Genomic DNA, 20030 nt, shown 5'->3' on the forward strand with positions numbered 1-20030 from the left:
CCACGGATCAGCCCGTGCCCGGCGCCGCACCGCCGTCGGCGCCCGCCACGGGCTGCCAGCTGGCGGTGACGGTGAGGTGGGCCTGCCCGTTCCCGCCGACGATCCCGAGCCGGAGGTCCTGCCCGACCTGGACGCCGAACGTCACGCTGATGTCGGACGGCGGTCGCGGCGCGGCCACCACCGCGTCGTGCACCTCCTGCAGCAGGGGGCCGAGCGGCCGCAGGGCCCGGCGCAGCGCCCCGACGGCGACGTCGGCGGCGAACCCGCCGCCGCGGCCCACGGGCACCGCCCTTCCCATGCCTTCGGGGAGGTCGTCGTCCGGGCCGGCCGGCCCCTGGTCCGGGGCGGCGGTGAGCAGGAACCTGACGGGCGTACCGTCCTCGAACTCCAGGTCTGCCGCGGTTGAGGTGGACACAGCGACATTGTGGCCCAGAGTGGGCCATGACAGGGGCATGTGTGCACAACTCGGTTGCGAGAGAGGTGCGTTCGGCACCGAAAGCGTACGATTCCGCCGAGGCCGGTCGGCCGGCCGCCGGCTCAGAAAGTGCTCAACTGCCTTGCTCCGCAGGGAGACGCCCGTCGAACATGGCTCCATGTTCGGACGATCCAGGGAACAAGACCTCCACGTCCTCGTCCTGCGGGACGCCGACGTCATCGCCGCGGCCGTTCGCCGTGCGCTCGAGGAAGCCCCACCGGAGGAGCGGCCCGGGCTGGAACGGGCGGTGGCGCTCGTCGAGCGGGCCGCCGCGACCGAGGACGGCGAACTGCGGGCCCGCTGGGTGCGGGAGCGAATGGAGGCGGCCGGGATCACGGACTCGTACGACTCCGTCCACGCGATCAAGGCGCTGCGCCGGGAGGCACCCGGGCTCTCGCTCCTCCAGGCCGTGCAGATGGCGAAGGAGGCGGAGGCGGTGCGCTCGGCCGAGTAAGCCGCCGGGCCGACGGCCTGACCGCCCGCCCGACCGGCTGCCCGACCGACCGCCCGGCGGGCGGCCCGGGTCAGCCGCGCAGTGGCTTCTCGAACCAGTACCCGGCGTGCGGGTTGTCGTCGTACGCGGGAATCTCGGTGTACCCGCTCGTGCGGTACATCGCCGCGGCCTCCGTGAGGACCTCGTGCGTGTCGAGGCGTACGACGTGATGCCCGCGCCCCGCGGCCGTGCGCTCCAGGTCGGTCAGGAGCCGGCGCCCGAGGCCGAGCCCCCGGGCGTCCGGATGGATCCAGAGGTGCCGGATCTCGGCCGTCCCGGCGTCGAGCGCGCACAGCGCCCCGCAGCCGACGGCACGCTCCTCCTCGTACGCGACGAGGAGGACGGCGATCTCCTCGGGCGGTACGAGGTCCGCCGTGTCGTATCCCTCCGGGAACCGCTCGTCGAGTTCGGCGGCGAACCCGGCCAGGCAGGCGCGGGCGTCCGCCGACCCTGCGTCCACGGCCCTGACCTCGACGGCGGCCAGCCGCAGCAGCCGCTCGGCCACCGCGACCGCCTCGGTCAGCCGCCCGCGCTGCTCCGTGCTCAGTCCGCGGAGCAGGCCCTCGGCCAGCCCGTCGGCCCGCCTGTTCTGCTCCGCGAGCTCCGCCCGCCCGGTCTCGGTGAGCTCCGCGAGCCGCAGTCTGCTGTCCGCCGGGTGCACGGTGACCCGTACGAGTTCCTGCCTCTGGAGCGCGCGCACCATCCGGCTCAGATAGCCGGCGTCCAGCCCGAGCCGGGTTCTGAGCTCCCTGAGCGACGCCCCTGCCCCGATCTCGAAGAGCAGCCGGGCCTCACCGAGTGGCCGGTCCTGCCCGAGGTAGTGATCGTCGAGCACGCCGATCCGGCGGGTGAAGTACCGGTTGAAGCGCCGCAGGGTCCTCACCTGCGCCGCGGACACCGACGCTGACTTTGGCCTCATGGTTCTTTGACTTTAGTCAAAGGAAAGTTCGGTGTCCATGGGACCGATTCGGAGCGGTCATCTGTCAGTTTTTAGTTGTGTTTCGACTGATTTTTCAGTGATCCCGCGCACTTCTCGTCACGGGGTGGGCATGCATTCCGGACTTGGGGGCATGTGCACACGGCCCCGGGAGTGACACGCGTGTGACGCAGGGGCACCGCTCAGGAACGGAAGGCAACACCGATCATGTCGGGACACCAGGCGCAGCAGACGATTCATGTGGGCGGAGAGTGGCGTGCGGCCGCCTCAGGAGCCACACGGGACATCCTCGACCCGGCGGACGCGAAGCCGTTCGCCACGGTCTCCGAAGGCGGAGTGCCGGACACCGACGCAGCCGTCGAGGCCGCCCGGCACGCCTTCGATCACGGAACGTGGCCACGGACGCCCGTCACGGAGCGGGCCGCCCTGCTGCGCCGTGTCGCCGACCTCCTCGTCCGTGACCGCGAGCGGCTCGGGCTCCTCGAGAGCCGGGACGCCGGCAAGACGCTGGAGGAGGGGCGCGTCGACATCGACTGCGTCGCCGACGCCTTCCGGTACTTCGCCGACCTCGTCGTCGGAGAGGGCGGCGGGCGGGTCGTCGACGCCGGTTCGGACGACATCCACAGCGTCGTCGTGCACGAGCCCCTCGGCGTCTGCGCGATGATCACCCCCTGGAACTACCCGCTGCTGCAGGCCAGTTGGAAGATCGCACCGGCGCTCGCAGCCGGGGACACCTTCGTCGTCAAGCCCAGCGAGATCACTCCGCTGACCACGGTCGCCCTGATCGAGCTGCTCGTCGAGGCCGGGCTGCCCGCCGGAGCCGCCAACATCGTCACCGGCCCCGGGCACAGCGTCGGCGCCCGCCTCGCCGAGCACCCGGACGTCGACCTCGTCTCCTTCACCGGCGGTCTCATCAGCGGCACGAAGGTCGCGCAGGCCGCCGCCCTCACCGTCAAGAAGGTCGCCCTCGAACTCGGCGGCAAGAACCCCAACGTCGTCTTCGCCGACTCCTGCGCCACGGAGGAGGGCTTCGACACCGCCGTCGACCAGGCCCTCAACGCCGCGTTCATCCACAGCGGCCAGGTCTGCTCGGCGGGCGCCCGCCTCATCATCGAGGAGTCGGTGCGCGACCGCTTCGTCACCGAACTGGTGCGGCGGGCCGAGCTCATCCGCCTCGGACGCGGCACCGAGGAGGGCGTCGAGTGCGGGCCGCTCGTCTCCGCCGAACAGCGCGAGAAGACCGAGGCCTACGTCGCCGCCGCCCTCGCGGAGGGAGCGGTCCTGCGGACCGGCGGCGCCCGTCCCGAGCCGTCCGCCGTCCGTCCCGCCACCGGCTACTTCTACGAGCCGACCGTCCTCGACCAGTGCCACCGCGACATGCGCGTCGTACGCGAAGAGGTGTTCGGGCCCGTCCTGACCGTGGAGACGTTCCGCACCGAGGACGAGGCCGTCGCGCTCGCCAACGACACGGAGTACGGACTCGCCGGAGGCGTCTGGACCGCCGACGCGGGCCGCGCCCGGCGCGTCGCCGGACGGCTGCGGCACGGCACCGTCTGGATCAACGACTTCCACCCCTACCTTCCGCAGGCGGAGTGGGGCGGTTTCGGCAAGAGCGGCGTCGGGCGCGAGCTCGGACCCGCCGGGCTTGCCGAGTACCGCGAGACGAAGCACGTGTACCAGAACCTCGCACCGAAGCCGGTCCGGTGGTTCGCGGGCTGACCCCCGGCCCCGCCCCCCTCCAACCCCCCACCGCACAAGGCACCTTGGAGCGCCACGCCATGCCCGAAAATGAGAACACGTACGACTACGTCGTCATCGGTGGCGGCACCGCCGGATCCGTCATAGCCTCCCGACTCACCGAGGACCCGGACGTCACCGTCGCCGTCATCGAGGGCGGGCCGAGCGACGTCGACCGCGACGACGTCCTGACCCTGCGCCGCTGGATGGGCCTCCTCGGCGGAGAACTGGACTACGACTACCCGACGACCGAGCAGCCACGCGGCAACTCGCACATCCGGCACAGCCGTGCCCGTGTCCTCGGCGGATGCTCCTCGCACAACACCCTCATCGCGTTCAAGCCGCTGCCGTCCGACTGGGACGAGTGGGAGGCGGCGGGCGCCGAGGGATGGGGCGCGGCCCCCATGGAGACCTACTTCCCGCGCCTGCTCAACAACATCGTCCCGGTCGACGAGAAGGACCGGAACGCCATCGCCCGCGACTTCGTGGACGCGGCGCAGGCGGCGCTCGGCGTACCGCGCGTGGAGGGGTTCAACAAGAAGCCGTTCACCGAGGGCGTCGGCTTCTTCGACCTCGCCTACCACCCCGAGAACAACAAGCGGTCGAGCGCGTCCGTCGCGTACCTGCACCCCGTCATGGACCGGCGGCCCAACCTCCACCTCCTCCTGGAGACCTGGGCCCACAAGCTGGAACTGGACGGGACCCGGGCCCGCGGTGTGCACGTCCGCACGAAGGACGGCGAGGAACTGCTCGTACGCGCCCGCAACGAGGTCCTGCTGTGCGCCGGCGCCGTCGACTCGCCCCGGCTGCTCATGCACTCCGGCATCGGACCGCGCGAGGACCTCGAAAAGCTCGGCATCCCCGTCGTCCACGACCTGCCGGGCGTCGGCGAGAACCTCCTCGACCACCCCGAGTCGGTCATCGTCTGGGAGACCGACGGACCGATCCCCGAGAACTCCGCGATGGACTCCGACGCGGGCCTCTTCGTGCGGCGGGACCCCGAACAGGCGGGCCCCGACCTGATGTTCCACTTCTACCAGATCCCGTTCACGGACAACCCGGAGCGCCTCGGCTACGAACGGCCCGCGCACGGCGTCTCGATGACCCCGAACATCCCCAAGCCGCGCAGCCGCGGCCGGCTGTACCTGACGAGCGCCGACCCGGCCGAGAAGCCCGCCCTCGACTTCCGCTACTTCACGGACGAGGACGACTACGACGGCCGCACTCTCGTCGACGGCATCAGGATCGCGCGCGAGATCGCGAAGTCCGAGCCCCTCGCGCACTGGCTCAAGCGCGAGGTGTGCCCCGGACCCGACGTCACCGGGGACGAGGAACTCGGCGAGTACGCGCGGAAGGTAGCCCACACCGTCTACCACCCGGCGGGCACCTGCCGCATGGGCGCACCGGACGACGAACTCGCCGTCGTCGACCCCGAGCTGCGCATCCGCGGGCTGGAGAACATCCGGATCGCCGACGCCTCCGTCTTCCCGACGATGCCCGCCGTGAACCCGATGATCGGGGTGCTCATGGTCGGCGAGAAGTGCGCGGACCTGCTGGGAGGTGGTGCGTGATGAGTACGTCCACCGCCCCCGCGCCCACCGCCGCCGAACGCACGGGCGACGAGCCCGTCTTCTCCGTCGACGGCCTGTGGAAGGTCTTCGGCCCCAAGGCCGACCGGATCCCCGGCGCCCCCGAGCTCGCCTCCCTCACCGCCGCCGAACTCCGCTCCCGTACCGGCTGCACCGCCGCCGTCCGGGACGTCAGCTTCGACGTGCGCAAGGGTGAGGTCTTCGTCGTCATGGGCCTGTCCGGCTCGGGCAAGTCCACCCTCGTACGCTGTCTGACCCGGCTCATCGAGCCGACCGCCGGCACGATCGTCATCGACGGCGAGGACGTGCGCGCCATGGACAAGGCCCGGCTGCGCGAACTGCGCCGCCACCGCGCCGCCATGGTCTTCCAGCACTTCGGCCTGCTGCCGCACCGCACCGTGCTCGACAACGTCGCGTACGGCCTGGAGGTCCAGGGCGTGCCGAGGCGCGAGCGCCGGGAGAAGGCTCAGGAAGTCGTCACGAAGGTCGGCCTGGAGGGCATGGAACAGCGGCGGCCCGGCCAGCTGTCCGGCGGCCAGCAGCAGCGCGTCGGACTCGCCCGGGCCCTGGCCGTGGACCCCGAGGTCCTGCTGTTCGACGAGCCGTTCAGCGCGCTCGACCCGCTCATCCGGCGCGACATGCAGGAGGAGGTGATCCGGCTGCACAGTGAGGAGGGCCGCACGATGGTCTTCATCACCCACGACCTGAACGAGGCCCTGCGCCTCGGCGACCGGATCGCCCTCATGCGCGACGGCCGCGTCGTCCAGCTCGGCACGCCCGAGGAGATCGTGGGCTCGCCCGCCGACGACTACGTACGCGAGTTCGTCCGGGACGTGCCGCGCGAGCAGGTCATGACGGTACGCAGGGCCATGCGGGCCGCGTCCGCGCAGGAGGCCGGCGAAGGCCCGGCCCTGTCGCCGGAGGCCACGGTCTCGCAGGCCATCGAGGCGGTCGCCCGCTCGGGCCAGACGGCCCGCGTGGTGGATCAGGGCCGCTGCCTCGGAGTCGTGGACTCCGACGCGCTCCTGGAGGTGGTGGCGGGCACGGACGGGCAGTCCACCCAACCGGCCGCCGAGCAGGACACCGAGCCGGTCTCCGCCACCGCCGGACCGGTCGGCCCCGCCCACCGCGGACCGGTCGGCCCCGCCCAGGACGGATCGGCCGGACCGGCCCGCGAGGGGGTGGCCTGATGGCCACCGTCACCGCACCCGCTCCCCGGACCCTCCTGCCCGGCCTCCTCAAGCACCCGGCCGCCGGCAAGCTCCTCCTGCTCGCCGTCGCGGCAGCCGTCCTCGTCCCGCTGGCCGACGCCCGCTGGGCGAGCGGCGCCTGGCCGAACGCCCTCACCGTCGACCTCTCCGAACCCCTCGGCCGGGCCAGCGACTGGATCATCGACAACCGCGACAGCCACCCGCTGTTCCTCTACTTCTTCGGACACGTCTCCAACGCGGTCGTCCTCTCCGTACGGGCCGTCTACCTCGTCCTGCTCGCCGCGGGCTGGGCGGGCGTCACGGCCGTGGCCGCGCTCGTGGCCTGGCGGGTGGCCGGAGTGCGACTGGCGCTCGGCACCGCCGTCGCGTTCCTGACCTGCGGACTGCTCGGCATGTGGGTCCCCACCATGCAGACGCTCGCACTCATGGTCGTCGCGGTCCTCGTGTCCGTCGCCCTCGGCGCGCTGCTCGGCCTCGCCGCCGGCCTCTCCGACCGCACGTACCGCGCGCTGCGCCCCGTGCTGGACACCATGCAGGTGCTCCCGGCCTTCGCGTACCTCCTGCCGGTCGTCCTCGTCTTCGGCATCGGCGTCCCGGCCGCGGTGCTCGCCACCGTCGTGTACGCCGCCCCGCCCATGGCCCGCCTCACGGCGCTCGGCCTGCGCGGCGCGGACGCCGGAGTGATGGAGGCCGTCGAGTCCCTGGGCACCACCGCCCGCCAGCGGCTCCTCACGGCCAGGCTCCCGCTCGCCCGCAAGGAACTCCTGCTCGGCCTCAACCAGACGATCATGATGGCCCTCTCGATGGCCGTCATCGCGTCCGTCATCGGCGCGGGCGGCCTCGGAGACCGCGTCTACCAGGCACTCGCCTCGGTCGACGTGGGCGCCGCCCTCGCCGCGGGCATCCCGATCGTGCTGCTCGCCGTGGTCCTCGACCGGGTGACGTGCGCGGCGGGGGAAGGGCTCGGCCAAGGCGGCTCCCGCTGGACCGGCTGGGCCTACGCGGCCGTCGCGGCACTGGCCGTCGCGGTCGCCGGACGCCTTGCCGGCCGGCTCGACTGGCCCGAGACCTGGGTCGTGGGCATCGCCGAGCCGGTGAACCGGGCCGTCGACTGGATGACCGACCACCTCTACTCCGGCGTCCCCTACGTGGGCGGCACCGCCGACTGGGCGGGCCACTTCACCACCTGGGTCCTGGACCCGCTGCGCGACGGTCTGCAGTGGCTGCCCTGGTGGTCGGTCCTGCTGATCGTCGCAGCGCTCGCCTGGCTGATCGGCACCTGGCGCACCGCCCTGACCGCGGTCCTCGCGATGGCCGCGATCGGCGTGCTCGGCGTGTGGGAACCCTCCCTCGACACCCTGTCGCAGGTCCTCGCGGCGGTCGCCGTCACGCTCGTCCTCGGCTTCGGCACCGCCGTCGCCGCGGCCAGGAGCGAACGCTGCGAGCGGCTCCTGCGTCCCGTCCTGGACGTCTTCCAGACGATGCCTCAGTTCGTGTACCTCATCCCCGTCGTGGCCCTCTTCGGCGTCGGCCGCGCCCCCGCGGTCGCCGCGGCCGTCGTCTACGCGCTGCCCGCCGTCGTCCGCATCACCACGCAGGGCCTGCGCCAGGTGGACCCGGCGGCCATGGAGTCCTCACGCTCCCTGGGCGCGACGAGCTGGCAGCAACTGCGCCAGGTCCAGCTGCCGTTGGCCCGCCCCGCCCTGCTGCTCGCCGTGAACCAGGGCGTCGTCCTGGTCCTCGCCGTCGTCATCATCGGCGGCCTGGTCGGCGGTGGCGCGCTCGGCTACGACGTCGTGTTCGGGCTCGCCCAGGGCGACCTGGCCACCGGCCTGGTGGCCGGCGCGGCGATCGTCTGCCTCGGCCTGATGCTCGACCGGGTGACCCAGCCGACGGACCGCCGTACGAAGAAGGGAGCCTGAGATGCGTACACGCACGACCGTTGGCACCCGCACGACCCGTGGTACGCGCCTGACGGGCGCTCTGGCCGTCGGCTGCTCCCTGCTGGTGCTGACCGGCTGCGGCGCCGCCGACATGACCAAGCAGGCCTCGCCCTTCGCCAACGCGCAGGGTTCGAAGACCGTGACCCTGTCGGTGCAGTCCTGGGTCGGCGCGCAGGCCAACGTGGCCGTCGCCCAGTACCTGCTGGAGCACGAACTCGGCTACCGCGTCGACACCGTCCAGGTCGACGAGGTTCCCGCGTGGGACGCGCTCAGCCAGGGCCGGGTCGACGCGATCCTGGAGGACTGGGGCCACCCCGAGCAGGAACAGCGGTACATCAAGGACAAGAAGACGATCGAGGACGGCGGCGGCCTCGGCGTCACCGGACACATCGGCTGGTTCGTCCCGACGTACTTCGCCAAGCAGCACCCCGACGTGACGAACTGGAAGAACCTCAACAAGTACGCCGACCAGTTGCGCACCGCCGAGAGCGGCGGCAAGGGGCAGCTGCTCGACGGCTCGCCCTCCTACGTCACGAACGACAAGGCCCTGGTGAAGAACCTGGACCTCGACTACCAGGTGGTGTTCGCCGGTTCGGAGGCGGCGCAGATCACCCAGATGCGGCAGTTCGCCAAGGAGAAGAAGCCCTTCCTCACCTACTGGTACTCGCCGCAGTGGCTGTTCAAGAAGGTGCCCATGACGGAGGTGAAGCTGCCCGCCTACAAGGAGGGCTGCGACGCGGATCCGGACGCGGTCGCCTGCGCCTATCCGCACACCCCGCTGCGCAAGTACCTCAACTCGGACTTCGCGAAGTCCGGTGGCGAGGCCGCCGCCTTCCTGAAGAAGTTCAAGTGGACGACCGAGGACCAGAACGAGGTCTCCCTCATGATCGCGGACCAGAAGCTGTCGCCGGAGGACGCGGCGAAGAAGTGGGTACGGGGCCATGAGTCGACGTGGAAGTCCTGGCTGGCCGGATAGCAGCCGCGACGGCCGCGCCCCACGTGCTGACCGGTGGGGGCGTGGGGACGCACCGGCCGCGCCGCTTCAGGGGCCCGAGGGACTGCGCGACAAGCCCCCACCGGCCGGCGGCCGACACCGTACGAGCAGGCCCGCCGCTCATGTCCGGGCCCTCACCGAGGGCCCGGACATCGGTGCGGTCACAGCCGTCCGGCGATCTCCTGGAGTGCCGCGGCCGCCGCGCGCTGGAGGCCGGGCCCGTAGGTGATGCGGCTTGCCCCCAGCTCGCCCCACTCGCGGGCGGAGAGCCCGTCCGGCGTCGCCGACGCGTTGACCGGGCCCTCGACGCCCGCCCGCAGCAACGGGAGCACGTCCGCCGGCACACCGATCGGGTACACGCAGTCGGCGCCGGCCGCGACGTACAGCCTGGCCCGCTCCACCGCCGGTCCCGGATCCGTGATCCCGCACGCGAACGTGTCGACGCGCGCGTTGACGAAGAGCCCGTCGCCCGCGGCCGCCCGCACCTCGGCGAGCCATTCAGCGTGCCGGGCGGGGTCCCGCAGGACACCGGCGCGGGAGTCCTCCAGGTTGCAGCCGACCGCGCCCGCCTCGAGGAGCCGTTCCACCAGCTCCTTCGGAGCGAGCCCGTAGCCGTCCTCGACGTCCGCGGACACCGGCACCTCTACGGCCCGTGCGATCCGCGCGACCGCCGCGAACATCTCGTCGGCGGGCGTGGCCCCGTCCTCGTACCCGAGCGACGCCGCGACCCCGGCACTGGGCGTGGCGAGCGCCGGGAAACCGGCGTCCACGAACACGCGGGCGCTGGCCGCGTCCCAGGGGCCGGGGAGGATCAGCGGGTCCCCGGGGAGGCGGTCGAGGTGCAGCGCGCGGAAGACCGCGGCCCTGCCCGCCGGCGCCGCTGTCACTTGTACTGCCCGGCCGTGTAGTGGCCCGGCGTGAGACGGCAGGTCACACCGAAGCGGTTCCAGGCGTTGATCACCGTGATCGCGGCGATCAGCTGGGACAGCTCGGCCTCGTCGAAGTGCCGGGCCGCCGTCTCGAACACCCCGTCCGGGACGAAGCCGTCCGTCAGGACCGTCACGGCCTCGGTCAGCGCGAGCGCCGCGAGCTCCTTCTCCGTGTAGAAGTGCCGGGACTCCTCCCACGCGCCGAGCTGGACGATCCGCTCGACGCTCTCGCCCGCCGCCAGCGCGTCCTTCGTGTGCATGTCGAGGCAGAACGCGCAGTGGTTGAGCTGCGAGGCACGGATCTTCACCAGCTCCAGCAGGACCGGGTCGAGCCCCGCCCGGGCCGCCGCGTCGAGCCGGACCATGGCCTTGTAGACCTCCGGCGCGAACTTGGCCCATTCGAGCCGGGGGGCCTCCTCGGAGGCATAGGGGGCGTCCTTGCGGGGGCCGTCGTGCGCGGTCCCGGCGGTTGTCTGCGTGGTCGTCTGCGGGGTCGTCATGAGATCGACCCTACGAGCGGAGTAGCCCAGGAGTATGGTCCATTTCCATGGCTGGATCTTGGGCCACTTTCGGTGTGGACCTGCATGTCGACCTGTCGCGTACCGGCTCCGGCCTGCGCAGAGGCCTCACGGACGCCTTGCGGGAGGCGGTGCGCGGCGGGCGGCTCGCGCCGGGCACCCGGCTGCCGTCGTCGCGCTCCCTCGCCGCCGACCTCGGCATCGCCCGCAACACGGTCGCCGACGCGTACGCCGACCTCGTCGCCGAGGGCTGGCTCACCGCGCGGCAGGGCTCGGGCACCCGCGTGGCGGAACGGCCGGTGCCGGTCCCGGCCTCCGCCGCCCGGCGGCCCCGCCGGTCCTGGGGGCCCGCGTACGACCTCGTCCCCGGCACCCCGGACCTCGCCTCGTTCCCACGCACCGAGTGGCTCAGGGCGTCCCGCCGGGCACTAACGGCGGCACCGAACGAGGCCCTCGGCTACGGGGATCCACGCGGCCGCGTCGAACTGCGCACCGCCCTCGCGGGCTATCTCGCCCGGGCCCGCGGCGTACGCGCCGACCCCGAACACATCCTCGTCTGCTCCGGGTTCGCCCACGGACTGATGCTGCTCGGAGCGGTGCTGCGGCAGCGGGGCGCGCGGGCGCTGGCGGTGGAGTCGTACGGGCTCGACGTGCACTGGGGCCTGATCGAACGGGCGGGGCTGGGTTCGGTGCCGCTGCCCTTCGACGAACTGGGCACGCGGACCGCCGAGTTGTCCGAGCTCGGCGCGAACGGCGGCGGCCCGGGCGGCACGGGAGGGGCGGGAGGGGCGGTGCTGCTGACACCCGCCCACCAGTTCCCCATGGGCGTCCCGCTGCACCCGGACCGCCGTGCCGCGGCGGTCGACTGGGCGCGCCGCACGGGCGGGCTGATCCTGGAGGACGACTACGACGGCGAGTTCCGCTACGACCGGCAGCCCGTCGGCGCACTCCAGGGCCTCGACCCGGACCACGTGGTGTACTTCGGCACCGCCAGCAAGTCCCTCGCCCCCGGTCTGCGCCTCGGCTGGCTGGTCCTGCCGCCGGGCCTGGCTTCCGAGGTCACGGCTGCGAAGGGCGGGGCCGACTGGTCGTGCGGCGTCCTGGACCAGCTGACGCTCGCGGAGTTCATCACGTCGGGCGCGTACGACCGTCATGTACGGGCCTCCCGCCTCCGCTACCGCCGTCGCCGCGACCAGCTCGTCGCGGCCCTGGCGGCCCGCGCCCCGTCGGTCACGGCCACCGGCATCGCGGCCGGATTCCACGCCGTGCTCCGGCTCCCGCCCGGCACCGAGCGGTCGGTGGTCCGCGCGGCCGCCTGGCACGGCCTGGCCGTCCACGGCCTCACCAGCTACCGCCACCCCACGGCCACGCCCCCACCACTGGACGCCCTGGTCGTCGGCTACGGCACCCCCTCGGACAGCAGCTGGCCAGGAGCCCTGGAGGCACTGTGCGGGGCACTGCCGTGACGGGGCGGGGTGCGGGTCGGCGCGTGCATGTGGACGGTCGGACCAGCCTGCTGCTCCGCCACTACCGCGTGACCGGGTCCGACCCCGGAGCCGTGTCCGGGCCTGGCCCTGCCTCGGGCCCCGGCCCGGACCCGGACCCTGGCCCGGACCCGGACCCGGACCCGGACCCGGACCCTGCCTCCGCCACTGACTTCTCCGCCGGAGCCTCCCCGAAGCGTGCCAGTGCCAGCGCACCGGCCACCGCGACGGCGAAACCGAGTACGGCCAGCCACGCCAAGCCTTCGCGCGTACGGTCGCCGAGCCAGACGACGCCCACGACAGCGGGCCCGATGGTCTCGCCGATGACCAGCCCCGCCGTGGCCGTCGTCACCGAGCCGCGCTGGAGCGCCGAGGTGAGGAGGAGGAACGCGGAACCTCCGCCCAACAGGAGCGCATACGTCGCCGGGTTGGTGAGGAGCGCCGAGGGGGCGAGGTCGTCGATCAGCCGGACCGACACCTCGACCACGCCGAACCCGAACCCCGCGCCCAGCCCGAGCGCGAGCGCCCGCCCCCGCCCGGACAGCCGCCCGGCCAGCGCCCCGACGAGCAGCACGGCGAAGGCGGTGCCGAGCATCGCGTACTTGAGTGCCGACGAGCCGGTCTTCTCGCCTTCCTCACCAGAAGCGAGCCCCAGCATCGCGAGCCCCGCGCACACCACCGCGACCGCCGCCCACTCGACCCTGCTCAGCCTTACGTCGAGGAGCCACGCCGCCACCACCGCCGTCACCGCGAGACTCGCGGCGAGGGCCGCCCCCACGGTGTAGATCGGCAACGAGCGCAGGGCCGCGATCTGCAGCAGGAACCCGACCCCGTCGAGCGCGAGCCCGACGAGATACCGCCACTCGCGCACGGCCCTCAGGAACAGGGCGGCGTCCACACCGGACGGGCCGGGGGACTCCGTGACCGGCGCGGCCGCCCGCGCGGCCATTGCCTGCAACACCGTCGCCGCCCCGAAGCACACCGACGCACCGAGCGCGCACACCATTCCAAAGAGCACAAAGCGACTGTATGGGGTGGAGAGTTCAGGGCAGCCTCTCGCCCGACCGGGTCACTCGATCTTCGGGCCCGGGGGCCGGGGGCCGGGGGTCGGGAGGTCCGGCGGTCCGGCGGGCGGCGGCCAGGGGCCCGCAGGCGCAGGCCCGCAGACCCGGCGGTCCGGCGATCCGCAAGAGGTCGTCGAGGGCCCCACACGCACGCTTATCTGTCTTCTGTCTTCTGTCTTTTCGTCCTCCATCTTTCGTCGCTCGCATGATGGACGGCCAGCCCTGTCTCCTGGGTGTGCCCGGTACGCTGATCCACGGGCCGTGACTGGCGCGCTGGGATGGGACCGACCATCGGGGAGCGGCCCAGCAACTGTGTGCCGTGCGCCTGGGCCGAACCGTGAACGCCGAACGCCACGTCCGGAGGCCGTCATGCCCGAGCCCCTTTCCACCGAATCCACCGCCTTCCGCAGTGCCCTCGAAGTGATCCGCGCCGTCGAGCCCCGGGTCGCCGACGCCATCGGGCAGGAAGTCGCCGACCAGCGCGAGATGCTCAAGCTGATCGCCTCCGAGAACTACGCCTCCCCGGCCACCCTCCTGGCGATGGGCAACTGGTTCAGCGACAAGTACGCCGAAGGCACCGTCGGCCGCCGCTTCTACGCCGGCTGCCGCAACGTCGACACCGTCGAGGCCCTCGCCGCCGAGCACGCCCGCGAGCTCTTCGGCGCCGAGCACGCCTACGCCCAGCCGCACTCCGGCATCGACGCCAACCTCGTCGCCTTCTGGGCCGTACTCGCCCAGCGTGTCGAGGCTCCCGCCCTCCAGAACGCCGGCGTCCGCAACGTCAACGACCTCTCCGAGGCCGACTGGGCCGAACTGCGCCGCGCCTTCGGCAACCAGCGCATGCTCGGCATGTCCCTGGACGCCGGTGGCCACCTCACCCACGGCTTCCGCCCGAACATCTCCGGCAAGATGTTCGACCAGCGCTCCTACGGCACCGACCCCGCGACCGGCCTCATCGACTACGAGGCCCTGCGCGTCTCCGCCCGCGAGTTCAAGCCACTGATCATCGTCGCCGGCTACTCCGCCTACCCCCGTCTCGTGAACTTCCGGATCATGCGGGAGATCGCCGACGAGGTCGGCGCCACGCTCATGGTCGACATGGCCCACTTCGCCGGTCTCGTCGCCGGCAAGGTCCTCACCGGTGACTTCGACCCGGTTCCGCACGCCCAGATCGTCACCACGACCACCCACAAGTCGCTGCGTGGCCCGCGCGGCGGCATGGTCCTGTGCGACTCCTCGCTCGCCGACCAGGTCGACCGCGGCTGCCCGATGGTCCTGGGCGGCCCCCTTCCGCACGTCATGGCAGCCAAGGCCGTCGCGCTCGCCGAGGCCCGCCGCCCCGAGTTCCGCGAGTACGCCCAGGCCGTCGTCGACAACGCCCGCGCTCTCGCCGAGGGCCTGATGCGGCGCGGCGCCAAGCTGGTCACGGGCGGCACCGACAACCACCTCAACCTCATCGATGTCTCCTCCTACGGCCTCACCGGTCGTCAGGCCGAGTCCGCCCTGCTCGAGTCGGGCATCGTCACCAACCGCAACGCCATCCCCGCCGACCCCAACGGCGCCTGGTACACCTCGGGCATCCGCATCGGCACGCCCGCGCTGACCACCCGGGGCCTCGGCGCCACCGAGATGGACGAGATCGCCGGCCTGATCGACCGGGTCCTCGCCACCACGGAGGCGGGCACCACGGCGAAGGGCGCCCCCTCCAAGGCCCAGCACATCCTCGACCCGAAGATCGCGGACGAGATTTCCCACCGCGCCACCGATCTCCTGACCGGCTTCCCGCTCTACCCGGAGATCGACCTCGGCTGAGGCCACAGGCCCCGAGACCGGTACCGGCACGGGCACCGACAGCGGCACGACTCCAGCACCGGCCCGATATCGACCCCGGCCCGGGATCGGCCGGGTACCGGCACCGACCCGGGCGTCGGCCCTGGCCCGGTATCGCGGTCCTGGCCCGGCCAGGGTCGGGCCCGGGCCGGGATTCACAAGTCGATCAGCTCTCGTCGTGGCTCCCGCGGCGGCCCAGGCTCATGCCGGGCCGCCGCGCGGCGTATCAGCAGGGTGCATCCGGAGCCGAGGACGAGTCCCGCAGCGAGTCCGCTCAGCACCCACCACTCGTGATCCGCCGGATCAGTCCCACCGCCCGCCGTGCGCCCCGGGCCGAACAGATCTCCCCGCTCCAACTGGTCGTAGACCGCGCGGGATGCCCTGTGCCACCGGATGTCGTCGTCGTTCACATCGACCGCCGGGTCGCTCCTCGTCCAGGGAGTACCGTCCTCCGCGAGAAACACCTGGTCCTGGCGCCCCATGTAGACATCGCCTCCGGGCGCGCTGTCCGTGTCGGGCCAGCCGCCCACGCCGGTCGTCCCCCAGAGCACGGTGGCGACCACGGCGGGATGGCGGCCCTCGATCCAGTCCTGCGGGACCTTCTCCGTGTCCGTGGCGGACGGCCGCAACAACTGCCAGAGCCGCGCGAAGTCCAGCTCGCCGGTGCGCACACTGGTCGTCCGCCCCGTCCCACCGTCGGCCGTCACCACGGCAAGATTCGGAGTGCCGGGACTCGGTTTCGAGCCCGCTGCCGTTTCCGCCCCCGCCCTCATCCCCATCCCCAGCCCAGTTCCTGTCCCCGTCGCTTGTGACTGTGCCGCCAGTCCCTGTACCGCATGCGCCCGCGTTGTCCCCAGGCTGGCGGGAGCCACGGCGACGAGCGCGGCCAGGACGAGCGCGGCCACGACGCGCCCGACCGGCGCCGCACGACACGGCCCCCTCAGCCCGGCCCCGTCAGACATCTCTCAGCTCCTGGCGGGGCCCCGACTCCCGCTCCCTCCAGTGGCTCAGCCGCCGCACGCCCGGCCATCGCCCGACGAACGGCCGCAGCCCCAGGCCCAGCACGGCTCCCGTCACCAACCCTGGTATCGCCCACCACCAGTCGGTGTCGTCCGCCGTCGCGGCGACGGCCGTGCGGGACTGCTCCGTGGACGCGGGGGCAGGTGCCGCCGAGGCGTCCTCCGATTCCGAGGGAGCCGGAGAGGCGACCCCGGCGCCCTTCCCGGACGGTTCGCCCAGCACGCCGATCCTCTTCAACAGCGCGCGGATCGCGGCTGGTTGCTTTGCCGTGTGCCAGTAGCCGTTCATCGACTCAGGTGCGTCGGCCGCTGTGTGTATCCAGACCTTCTTGCTGCCACGCATGTCCGGATAGACGCGGTCGACCCGCCACGGCGACACGTCGTGGAGCATCCAGGTGACATTGATCTGACTGCTGCCCACGCCCAGGCCCGGCGGCTCCTCGCTGGTGCCGCTGCCCGGCTGACCGAGGAGCCGCTCCAACTCCCTGTACTCCTCACTCGTGGTGTAGAGCGCCGTGCTCAGCCCGCTCTCCGGCGAGACCACCAGCACGCTCGTCGGGCCGCCGGCCGTGGCGGTCGTGGCGCTCGACACCACCAGGCCGAACCCCAGCACCCATCCCGAGACCACCGCCCATCCCCGGCCCTCCTTCACCAGTGCTCGGACACTCCGCATCCAGCCCACCCCCAACCGGCCCCCGATGAGGCCGCCCGCACCTGCGTGTCACTTCTGGTACACCGCTCGACCCGCCGGGGTTCCCAACCGGCGCCGACGAATATTTCGGCCGTCGAAGCAGCCGGGAACCGTCGGACAGCGGTGCGGCCCCCCAAGCGGGGAAGCCGTCAACCGGCCGAAGCACGCCACGGCCCGGAGCACCGCCACCGCCCCAAGCACCCCCACCGCCCGACTGGCAGGCCCGCAGTGGATCCCGCCCCGGAGCCGGAAGGTCCGCGGCTCGTCCGTCAGGAGGCGGACCGGCCCAGTGACTTCGCGATGCCCACCGCCCGGGACTTCGAGGCCACGCCCTCCAGCCTGAGCGTCATGTCGCCGCCGTGCGTCCACAACAGGGTGGGTCCCGCTGTCCGTTCGGTGCGGGTGAACTCGCCGTCCCTGTCCACCAGCCAGAGGTGCAGGAGGTGAGGGGCGGGGAACCACAGCGCGGTCCGCTCGACGAGGTCCGCGTCGGTGCCCAGCGGCACGTACTCCGGCTGTTCCTCCACGAGCTTGGTGAAGCCGGGGCTGAGCATCGCCGGGAACTCGTCCAGCCGGACCGTCCGCCCCCGCTCGCGCCAGCACAGACTGATCAGGAAGCGTCCCTTCGGTTCGCGGGTCACCGTCACCGCCTCCGGGGTCCCCAGGCCAGGGGGTACGAGCGGCGCGAAGCCCGCCCGCCGGCCGGCCTCCTCAAGCGTGAGGGAGGGCCCGCCGCAGCCGGGTACCTCGGCGCCGTGCGACGGGGTCACCGACGGGTCGTACCGCACCTCGACCCCGCCGAAGTCGAACCAGTCGACGACCGCCGCCCGCACCGGAGGCGTGAGCAGGAGGACCGCCAGCAGGGCGCACAGGCCCGCGGTGAGTGCGCGCCCGCGCGCCCGTGCCCAGCGGCGCACCGCCCGCAGCCGCTCCGCGGGTCCGGGCGGCTCGGCCACCGGGACCGGCACCCGCTCGGCGAGTATCCGCTCCAGGACCTGCTCGACCATCGACTCGCTGCCGGCCGCCCCGGGTTTGTCCAGTGAACGCCCGAGTGCCCGCAACTCCTCGGGCAACCGCGAGCTCCGCTCACGGCCCGGTCCGTCTCCCCGCTCACGACCGGTCCGGCCGCGGTCGCCTCCGCCACCGGACAACCGCGTGCCCCGCCCCTGGTCCGGTCCGTGCGGTCCGTGCGGTCCGTGCGTGTCACTCATGCTCATCACCTCCTCTCCGTGGATCGCGGGTCCTCCGACTCCCCGGCCTTCTCAGTCCTCGCAGCTCTTTCGGGCTCCCCGAGGCTCCCGGCCCGCCCAGCGCGCCCGGCTCCTCCGCCCCTTCCGCCCCTCCCGGCCTGTCCGCGTGCTCCGCCGGCTCGGCATCCGGCAGCAGTCTGCCCAGCTTCCGCAGCGCGCGGTTGAGCCGGGACTTCACCGTCCCCCTGGGCCAGCCCAGGGCCTGGGCCGTCTCCGACTCGTCCATCTCCAGGAGATAGCGGTAGGTGACGACCAGACGGTGCTCCTCGCTCAGCCTCTCCAGGGCGGCGAGCAGGGCCGACCTGCGCTCGACCTCCAGGGCCGCGACCGCCGGGTCGGCCGATTCCGGTATCCGCGGCTCCGCCTCGACGAGCGCGGCCTCGCGGCCCGCCAGCGTCCGCTGGCGCACCGCCGTCCGCACTGTGTTCCTCGTCTCATTGGCGACGATCGAGAGCAGCCACGGCTTGAAGGCCGCGCCGTCCCGAAAGCGCCCCAAGGAGCAGTAGGCCTTGAAGAAGGCCTGCTGCACCACGTCCTCCGCGTCCGCACCCGCCCCCAGCGCCGCGGCCGCCCTGAGCGCGAGACCCGTATGGGCACGCACCAGCTCCGCATACGCCTCCGGCTCTCCGGCGCGCACGCGTGCGATCACCGCGGCCTCATCGACGATGCGGCCCCCCTCCCGCGTCCTCACAGTCTTGTTACACCGCCGGAGGCAGATCGGTTCCCACCCGTGTCACTTCTGTTTCCGACCAGTTCCGGAACGACCCCTGACACCTGAGAGAATGGTGAGCATGGCTTCAGACCGTCCCCGCGTGCTCTCTGGAATCCAGCCCACCGCGGGCTCGTTCCACCTCGGCAACTACCTCGGCGCCGTCCGCCAGTGGGTGGCCCTGCAGGAGTCCCACGACGCGTTCTACATGGTCGTCGACCTGCACGCGATCACCCTTCCGCAGGACCCCGCGGACCTGCGCGCCAACACCAGGCTCGCCGCCGCCCAGCTGCTGGCGGCCGGTCTCGACCCCGAGCGCTGCACCCTGTTCGTCCAGAGCCATGTCCCCGAGCACACCCAGCTCGCGTGGATCATGAACTGCCTCACCGGCTTCGGCGAGGCCTCCCGCATGACCCAGTTCAAGGACAAGTCCGCCAGGCAGGGCGCCGACCGCGCCTCGGTCGGACTTTTCACGTACCCGATCCTGCAGGTCGCGGACATCCTGCTGTACCAGGCCAACGAGGTCCCCGTGGGCGAGGACCAGCGTCAGCACATCGAGCTGACGCGTGACCTCGCCGAGCGTTTCAACGGCCGTTTCGGGCCGACGTTCACCGTTCCGAAGCCGTACATCCTCAAGGAGACGGCGAAGATCTTCGATCTCCAGGACCCGACGATCAAGATGAGCAAGTCGGCGTCCACGCCGAAGGGCCTCATCAACCTCCTCGACGAGCCGAAGACCACCGCGAAGAAGGTCAGGAGCGCGGTCACCGACACGGACACGGTGATCAGGTTCGACGTCGAGAACAAGCCGGGCGTCAGCAACCTGCTGGGCATCTACTCCACCCTCACCGGAACCGCCGTCGCGGAACTGGAGCAGAAGTACGTCGGCAAGGGCTACGGTGCGCTGAAGACCGACCTGGCCGAGGTCATGGTCGACTTCGTGACGCCGTTCCGGGAGCGCACCCAGCAGTACCTGGACGACCCGGAGACGCTCGACTCGATCCTGGCCAAGGGAGCGGAGAAGGCTCGCGCTGTCGCCGCCGAGACGCTCTCCCAGGCGTACGAGAACGTGGGATTCCTGCCCGCCAAGCACTGACCGGCGGGAAGGGACCCTCCGTACGGCGGCCGGACGAGACCAGGACAACACCGGCACGACA

17 protein-coding genes, 1 pseudogene and 1 riboswitch are annotated in these 20030 nt (G+C 72.3%); of the genes and pseudogenes, 9 read left to right on the forward strand and 9 right to left on the reverse strand.

The annotated features are described in order from the left end of the window. Positions 1–7 precede the first annotated feature (7 nt). Complete coding sequence (locus KUF83_RS02185; RefSeq protein ID WP_308402887.1) at positions 8–415, reverse strand: CU044_2847 family protein; 408 nt, start codon at positions 413–415, stop codon at positions 8–10. A gap of 178 nt (positions 416–593) precedes the next feature. Here KUF83_RS02185 and KUF83_RS02190 point away from each other — a divergent pair, with 178 nt between their 5' ends. Then, a complete protein-coding gene (locus tag KUF83_RS02190) occupies positions 594–929 on the forward strand; it encodes a hypothetical protein (protein ID WP_217452779.1) in 336 nt (111 codons plus the stop codon). A 70-nt stretch (positions 930–999) separates the two neighbouring features. Here the strand turns inward: KUF83_RS02190 and KUF83_RS02195 are convergent, their stop codons facing one another. After that, the gene (locus tag KUF83_RS02195; protein WP_217452780.1) at positions 1000–1887 is read right to left on the reverse strand and encodes a GNAT family N-acetyltransferase; all 888 of its coding nucleotides are present in this window, start codon (positions 1885–1887) and stop codon (positions 1000–1002) included. 225 nt (positions 1888–2112) lie between these two features. Between KUF83_RS02195 and KUF83_RS02200 the strand changes: the two genes are divergently transcribed. From KUF83_RS02200 to KUF83_RS02220, 5 genes are read left to right on the forward strand one after another with little or no spacing between them, the layout of a single operon-like run. After that, entirely contained in the window at positions 2113–3624 is a 1512-nt protein-coding gene (locus KUF83_RS02200) for an aldehyde dehydrogenase family protein (RefSeq protein ID WP_217452781.1), read from the forward strand. A gap of 59 nt (positions 3625–3683) precedes the next feature. Continuing rightward, positions 3684–5213: a GMC family oxidoreductase gene (locus KUF83_RS02205; RefSeq protein WP_217452782.1), complete on the forward strand. Its 1530-nt coding sequence runs from the start codon at positions 3684–3686 to the stop codon at positions 5211–5213. Continuing rightward, the gene (locus tag KUF83_RS02210; RefSeq protein WP_217452783.1) at positions 5213–6421 is read left to right on the forward strand and encodes a glycine betaine/L-proline ABC transporter ATP-binding protein; all 1209 of its coding nucleotides are present in this window, start codon (positions 5213–5215) and stop codon (positions 6419–6421) included. Before KUF83_RS02205 ends, KUF83_RS02210 begins: the two co-directional genes overlap by 1 nt. Next, positions 6421–8364, forward strand: coding sequence for a proline/glycine betaine ABC transporter permease (locus KUF83_RS02215; RefSeq protein ID WP_217452784.1), 1944 nt, complete (start codon positions 6421–6423; stop codon positions 8362–8364). Before KUF83_RS02210 ends, KUF83_RS02215 begins: the two co-directional genes overlap by 1 nt. Position 8365: 1 nt before the next feature. Continuing rightward, the gene (locus KUF83_RS02220; protein WP_374105954.1) at positions 8366–9361 is read left to right on the forward strand and encodes an ABC transporter substrate-binding protein; all 996 of its coding nucleotides are present in this window, start codon (positions 8366–8368) and stop codon (positions 9359–9361) included. A 179-nt stretch (positions 9362–9540) separates the two neighbouring features. Here KUF83_RS02220 and KUF83_RS02225 read toward each other — a convergent pair whose 3' ends face one another. Further along, positions 9541–10266, reverse strand: coding sequence for an isocitrate lyase/phosphoenolpyruvate mutase family protein (locus KUF83_RS02225; RefSeq protein ID WP_217452785.1), 726 nt, complete (start codon positions 10264–10266; stop codon positions 9541–9543). Next, positions 10263–10808 (reverse strand): carboxymuconolactone decarboxylase family protein, encoded by a 546-nt coding sequence (locus KUF83_RS02230; RefSeq protein WP_217452786.1) that lies wholly within the window; start codon positions 10806–10808, stop codon positions 10263–10265. The genes KUF83_RS02225 and KUF83_RS02230 overlap by 4 nt, the downstream gene beginning before the upstream one ends. Positions 10809–10855: 47 nt before the next feature. Here KUF83_RS02230 and KUF83_RS02235 point away from each other — a divergent pair, with 47 nt between their 5' ends. Next, positions 10856–12292 carry a PLP-dependent aminotransferase family protein gene (locus KUF83_RS02235; protein ID WP_217452787.1) on the forward strand — a complete coding sequence of 479 codons (1437 nt, stop codon included), beginning with the start codon at positions 10856–10858 and terminating at the stop codon, positions 12290–12292. A gap of 61 nt (positions 12293–12353) precedes the next feature. Here KUF83_RS02235 and KUF83_RS02240 read toward each other — a convergent pair whose 3' ends face one another. Next, positions 12354–13316: a hypothetical protein gene (locus KUF83_RS02240; RefSeq protein ID WP_217452869.1), complete on the reverse strand. Its 963-nt coding sequence runs from the start codon at positions 13314–13316 to the stop codon at positions 12354–12356. 309 nt (positions 13317–13625) lie between these two features. Then, a riboswitch (ZMP/ZTP riboswitch) is annotated at positions 13626–13712 on the forward strand. A 31-nt stretch (positions 13713–13743) separates the two neighbouring features. Here KUF83_RS02240 and KUF83_RS02245 point away from each other — a divergent pair. Further along, the gene (locus KUF83_RS02245) at positions 13744–15186 is read left to right on the forward strand and encodes a glycine hydroxymethyltransferase (RefSeq protein ID WP_217452788.1); all 1443 of its coding nucleotides are present in this window, start codon (positions 13744–13746) and stop codon (positions 15184–15186) included. Between the two features lie 173 nt (positions 15187–15359). On the opposite strand, the gene KUF83_RS02250 is transcribed toward KUF83_RS02245, so the two are convergent. From KUF83_RS02250 to KUF83_RS02265, 4 genes and pseudogenes are all read right to left on the reverse strand, one after another. Then, positions 15360–15911 (reverse strand): hypothetical protein, encoded by a 552-nt coding sequence (locus tag KUF83_RS02250; RefSeq protein ID WP_308402888.1) that lies wholly within the window; start codon positions 15909–15911, stop codon positions 15360–15362. 247 nt (positions 15912–16158) lie between these two features. Then, entirely contained in the window at positions 16159–16896 is a 738-nt protein-coding gene (locus KUF83_RS02255) for a hypothetical protein (RefSeq protein ID WP_254643246.1), read from the reverse strand. A gap of 287 nt (positions 16897–17183) precedes the next feature. After that, positions 17184–18131, reverse strand: coding sequence for a hypothetical protein (locus KUF83_RS02260; RefSeq protein WP_254643247.1), 948 nt, complete (start codon positions 18129–18131; stop codon positions 17184–17186). 133 nt (positions 18132–18264) lie between these two features. Continuing rightward, a pseudogene (locus KUF83_RS02265) lies at positions 18265–18855 on the reverse strand (RNA polymerase sigma factor); the annotation flags it as partial. 100 nt (positions 18856–18955) lie between these two features. Between KUF83_RS02265 and trpS the strand changes: the two are divergent. Further along, a complete protein-coding gene (gene trpS / locus KUF83_RS02270; protein ID WP_217452790.1) occupies positions 18956–19969 on the forward strand; it encodes a tryptophan--tRNA ligase in 1014 nt (337 codons plus the stop codon). The last annotated feature ends 61 nt before the right edge of the window (positions 19970–20030 follow it).

The organism is Streptomyces sp. BV286 (assembly GCF_019090165.1).
GTDB lineage: Bacteria > Actinomycetota > Actinomycetes > Streptomycetales > Streptomycetaceae > Streptomyces.

Excerpts from the sequence above, each read along its gene's own strand:
- KUF83_RS02200 (WP_217452781.1), top strand. The coding sequence starts at position 2,113 with ATGTCGGGACACCAGGCGCAGCAGACGATTCATGTGGGCGGAGAGTGG.
- KUF83_RS02255 (WP_254643246.1), bottom strand. The coding sequence starts at position 16,896 with ATGCGGAGTGTCCGAGCACTGGTGAAGGAGGGCCGGGGATGGGCGGTG.
- KUF83_RS02235 (WP_217452787.1), top strand. The coding sequence starts at position 10,856 with ATGGCTGGATCTTGGGCCACTTTCGGTGTGGACCTGCATGTCGACCTG.
- KUF83_RS02215 (WP_217452784.1), top strand. The coding sequence starts at position 6,421 with ATGGCCACCGTCACCGCACCCGCTCCCCGGACCCTCCTGCCCGGCCTC.
- KUF83_RS02190 (WP_217452779.1), top strand. The coding sequence starts at position 594 with ATGTTCGGACGATCCAGGGAACAAGACCTCCACGTCCTCGTCCTGCGG.
- KUF83_RS02245 (WP_217452788.1), top strand. The coding sequence starts at position 13,744 with ATGCCCGAGCCCCTTTCCACCGAATCCACCGCCTTCCGCAGTGCCCTC.
- KUF83_RS02220 (WP_374105954.1), top strand. The coding sequence starts at position 8,366 with ATGCGTACACGCACGACCGTTGGCACCCGCACGACCCGTGGTACGCGC.
- KUF83_RS02210 (WP_217452783.1), top strand. The coding sequence starts at position 5,213 with ATGAGTACGTCCACCGCCCCCGCGCCCACCGCCGCCGAACGCACGGGC.
- KUF83_RS02230 (WP_217452786.1), bottom strand. The coding sequence starts at position 10,808 with ATGACGACCCCGCAGACGACCACGCAGACAACCGCCGGGACCGCGCAC.
- KUF83_RS02195 (WP_217452780.1), bottom strand. The coding sequence starts at position 1,887 with ATGAGGCCAAAGTCAGCGTCGGTGTCCGCGGCGCAGGTGAGGACCCTG.
- KUF83_RS02260 (WP_254643247.1), bottom strand. The coding sequence starts at position 18,131 with ATGAGCATGAGTGACACGCACGGACCGCACGGACCGCACGGACCGGAC.
- KUF83_RS02205 (WP_217452782.1), top strand. The coding sequence starts at position 3,684 with ATGCCCGAAAATGAGAACACGTACGACTACGTCGTCATCGGTGGCGGC.
- trpS (WP_217452790.1), top strand. The coding sequence starts at position 18,956 with ATGGCTTCAGACCGTCCCCGCGTGCTCTCTGGAATCCAGCCCACCGCG.
- KUF83_RS02240 (WP_217452869.1), bottom strand. The coding sequence starts at position 13,316 with ATGGTGTGCGCGCTCGGTGCGTCGGTGTGCTTCGGGGCGGCGACGGTG.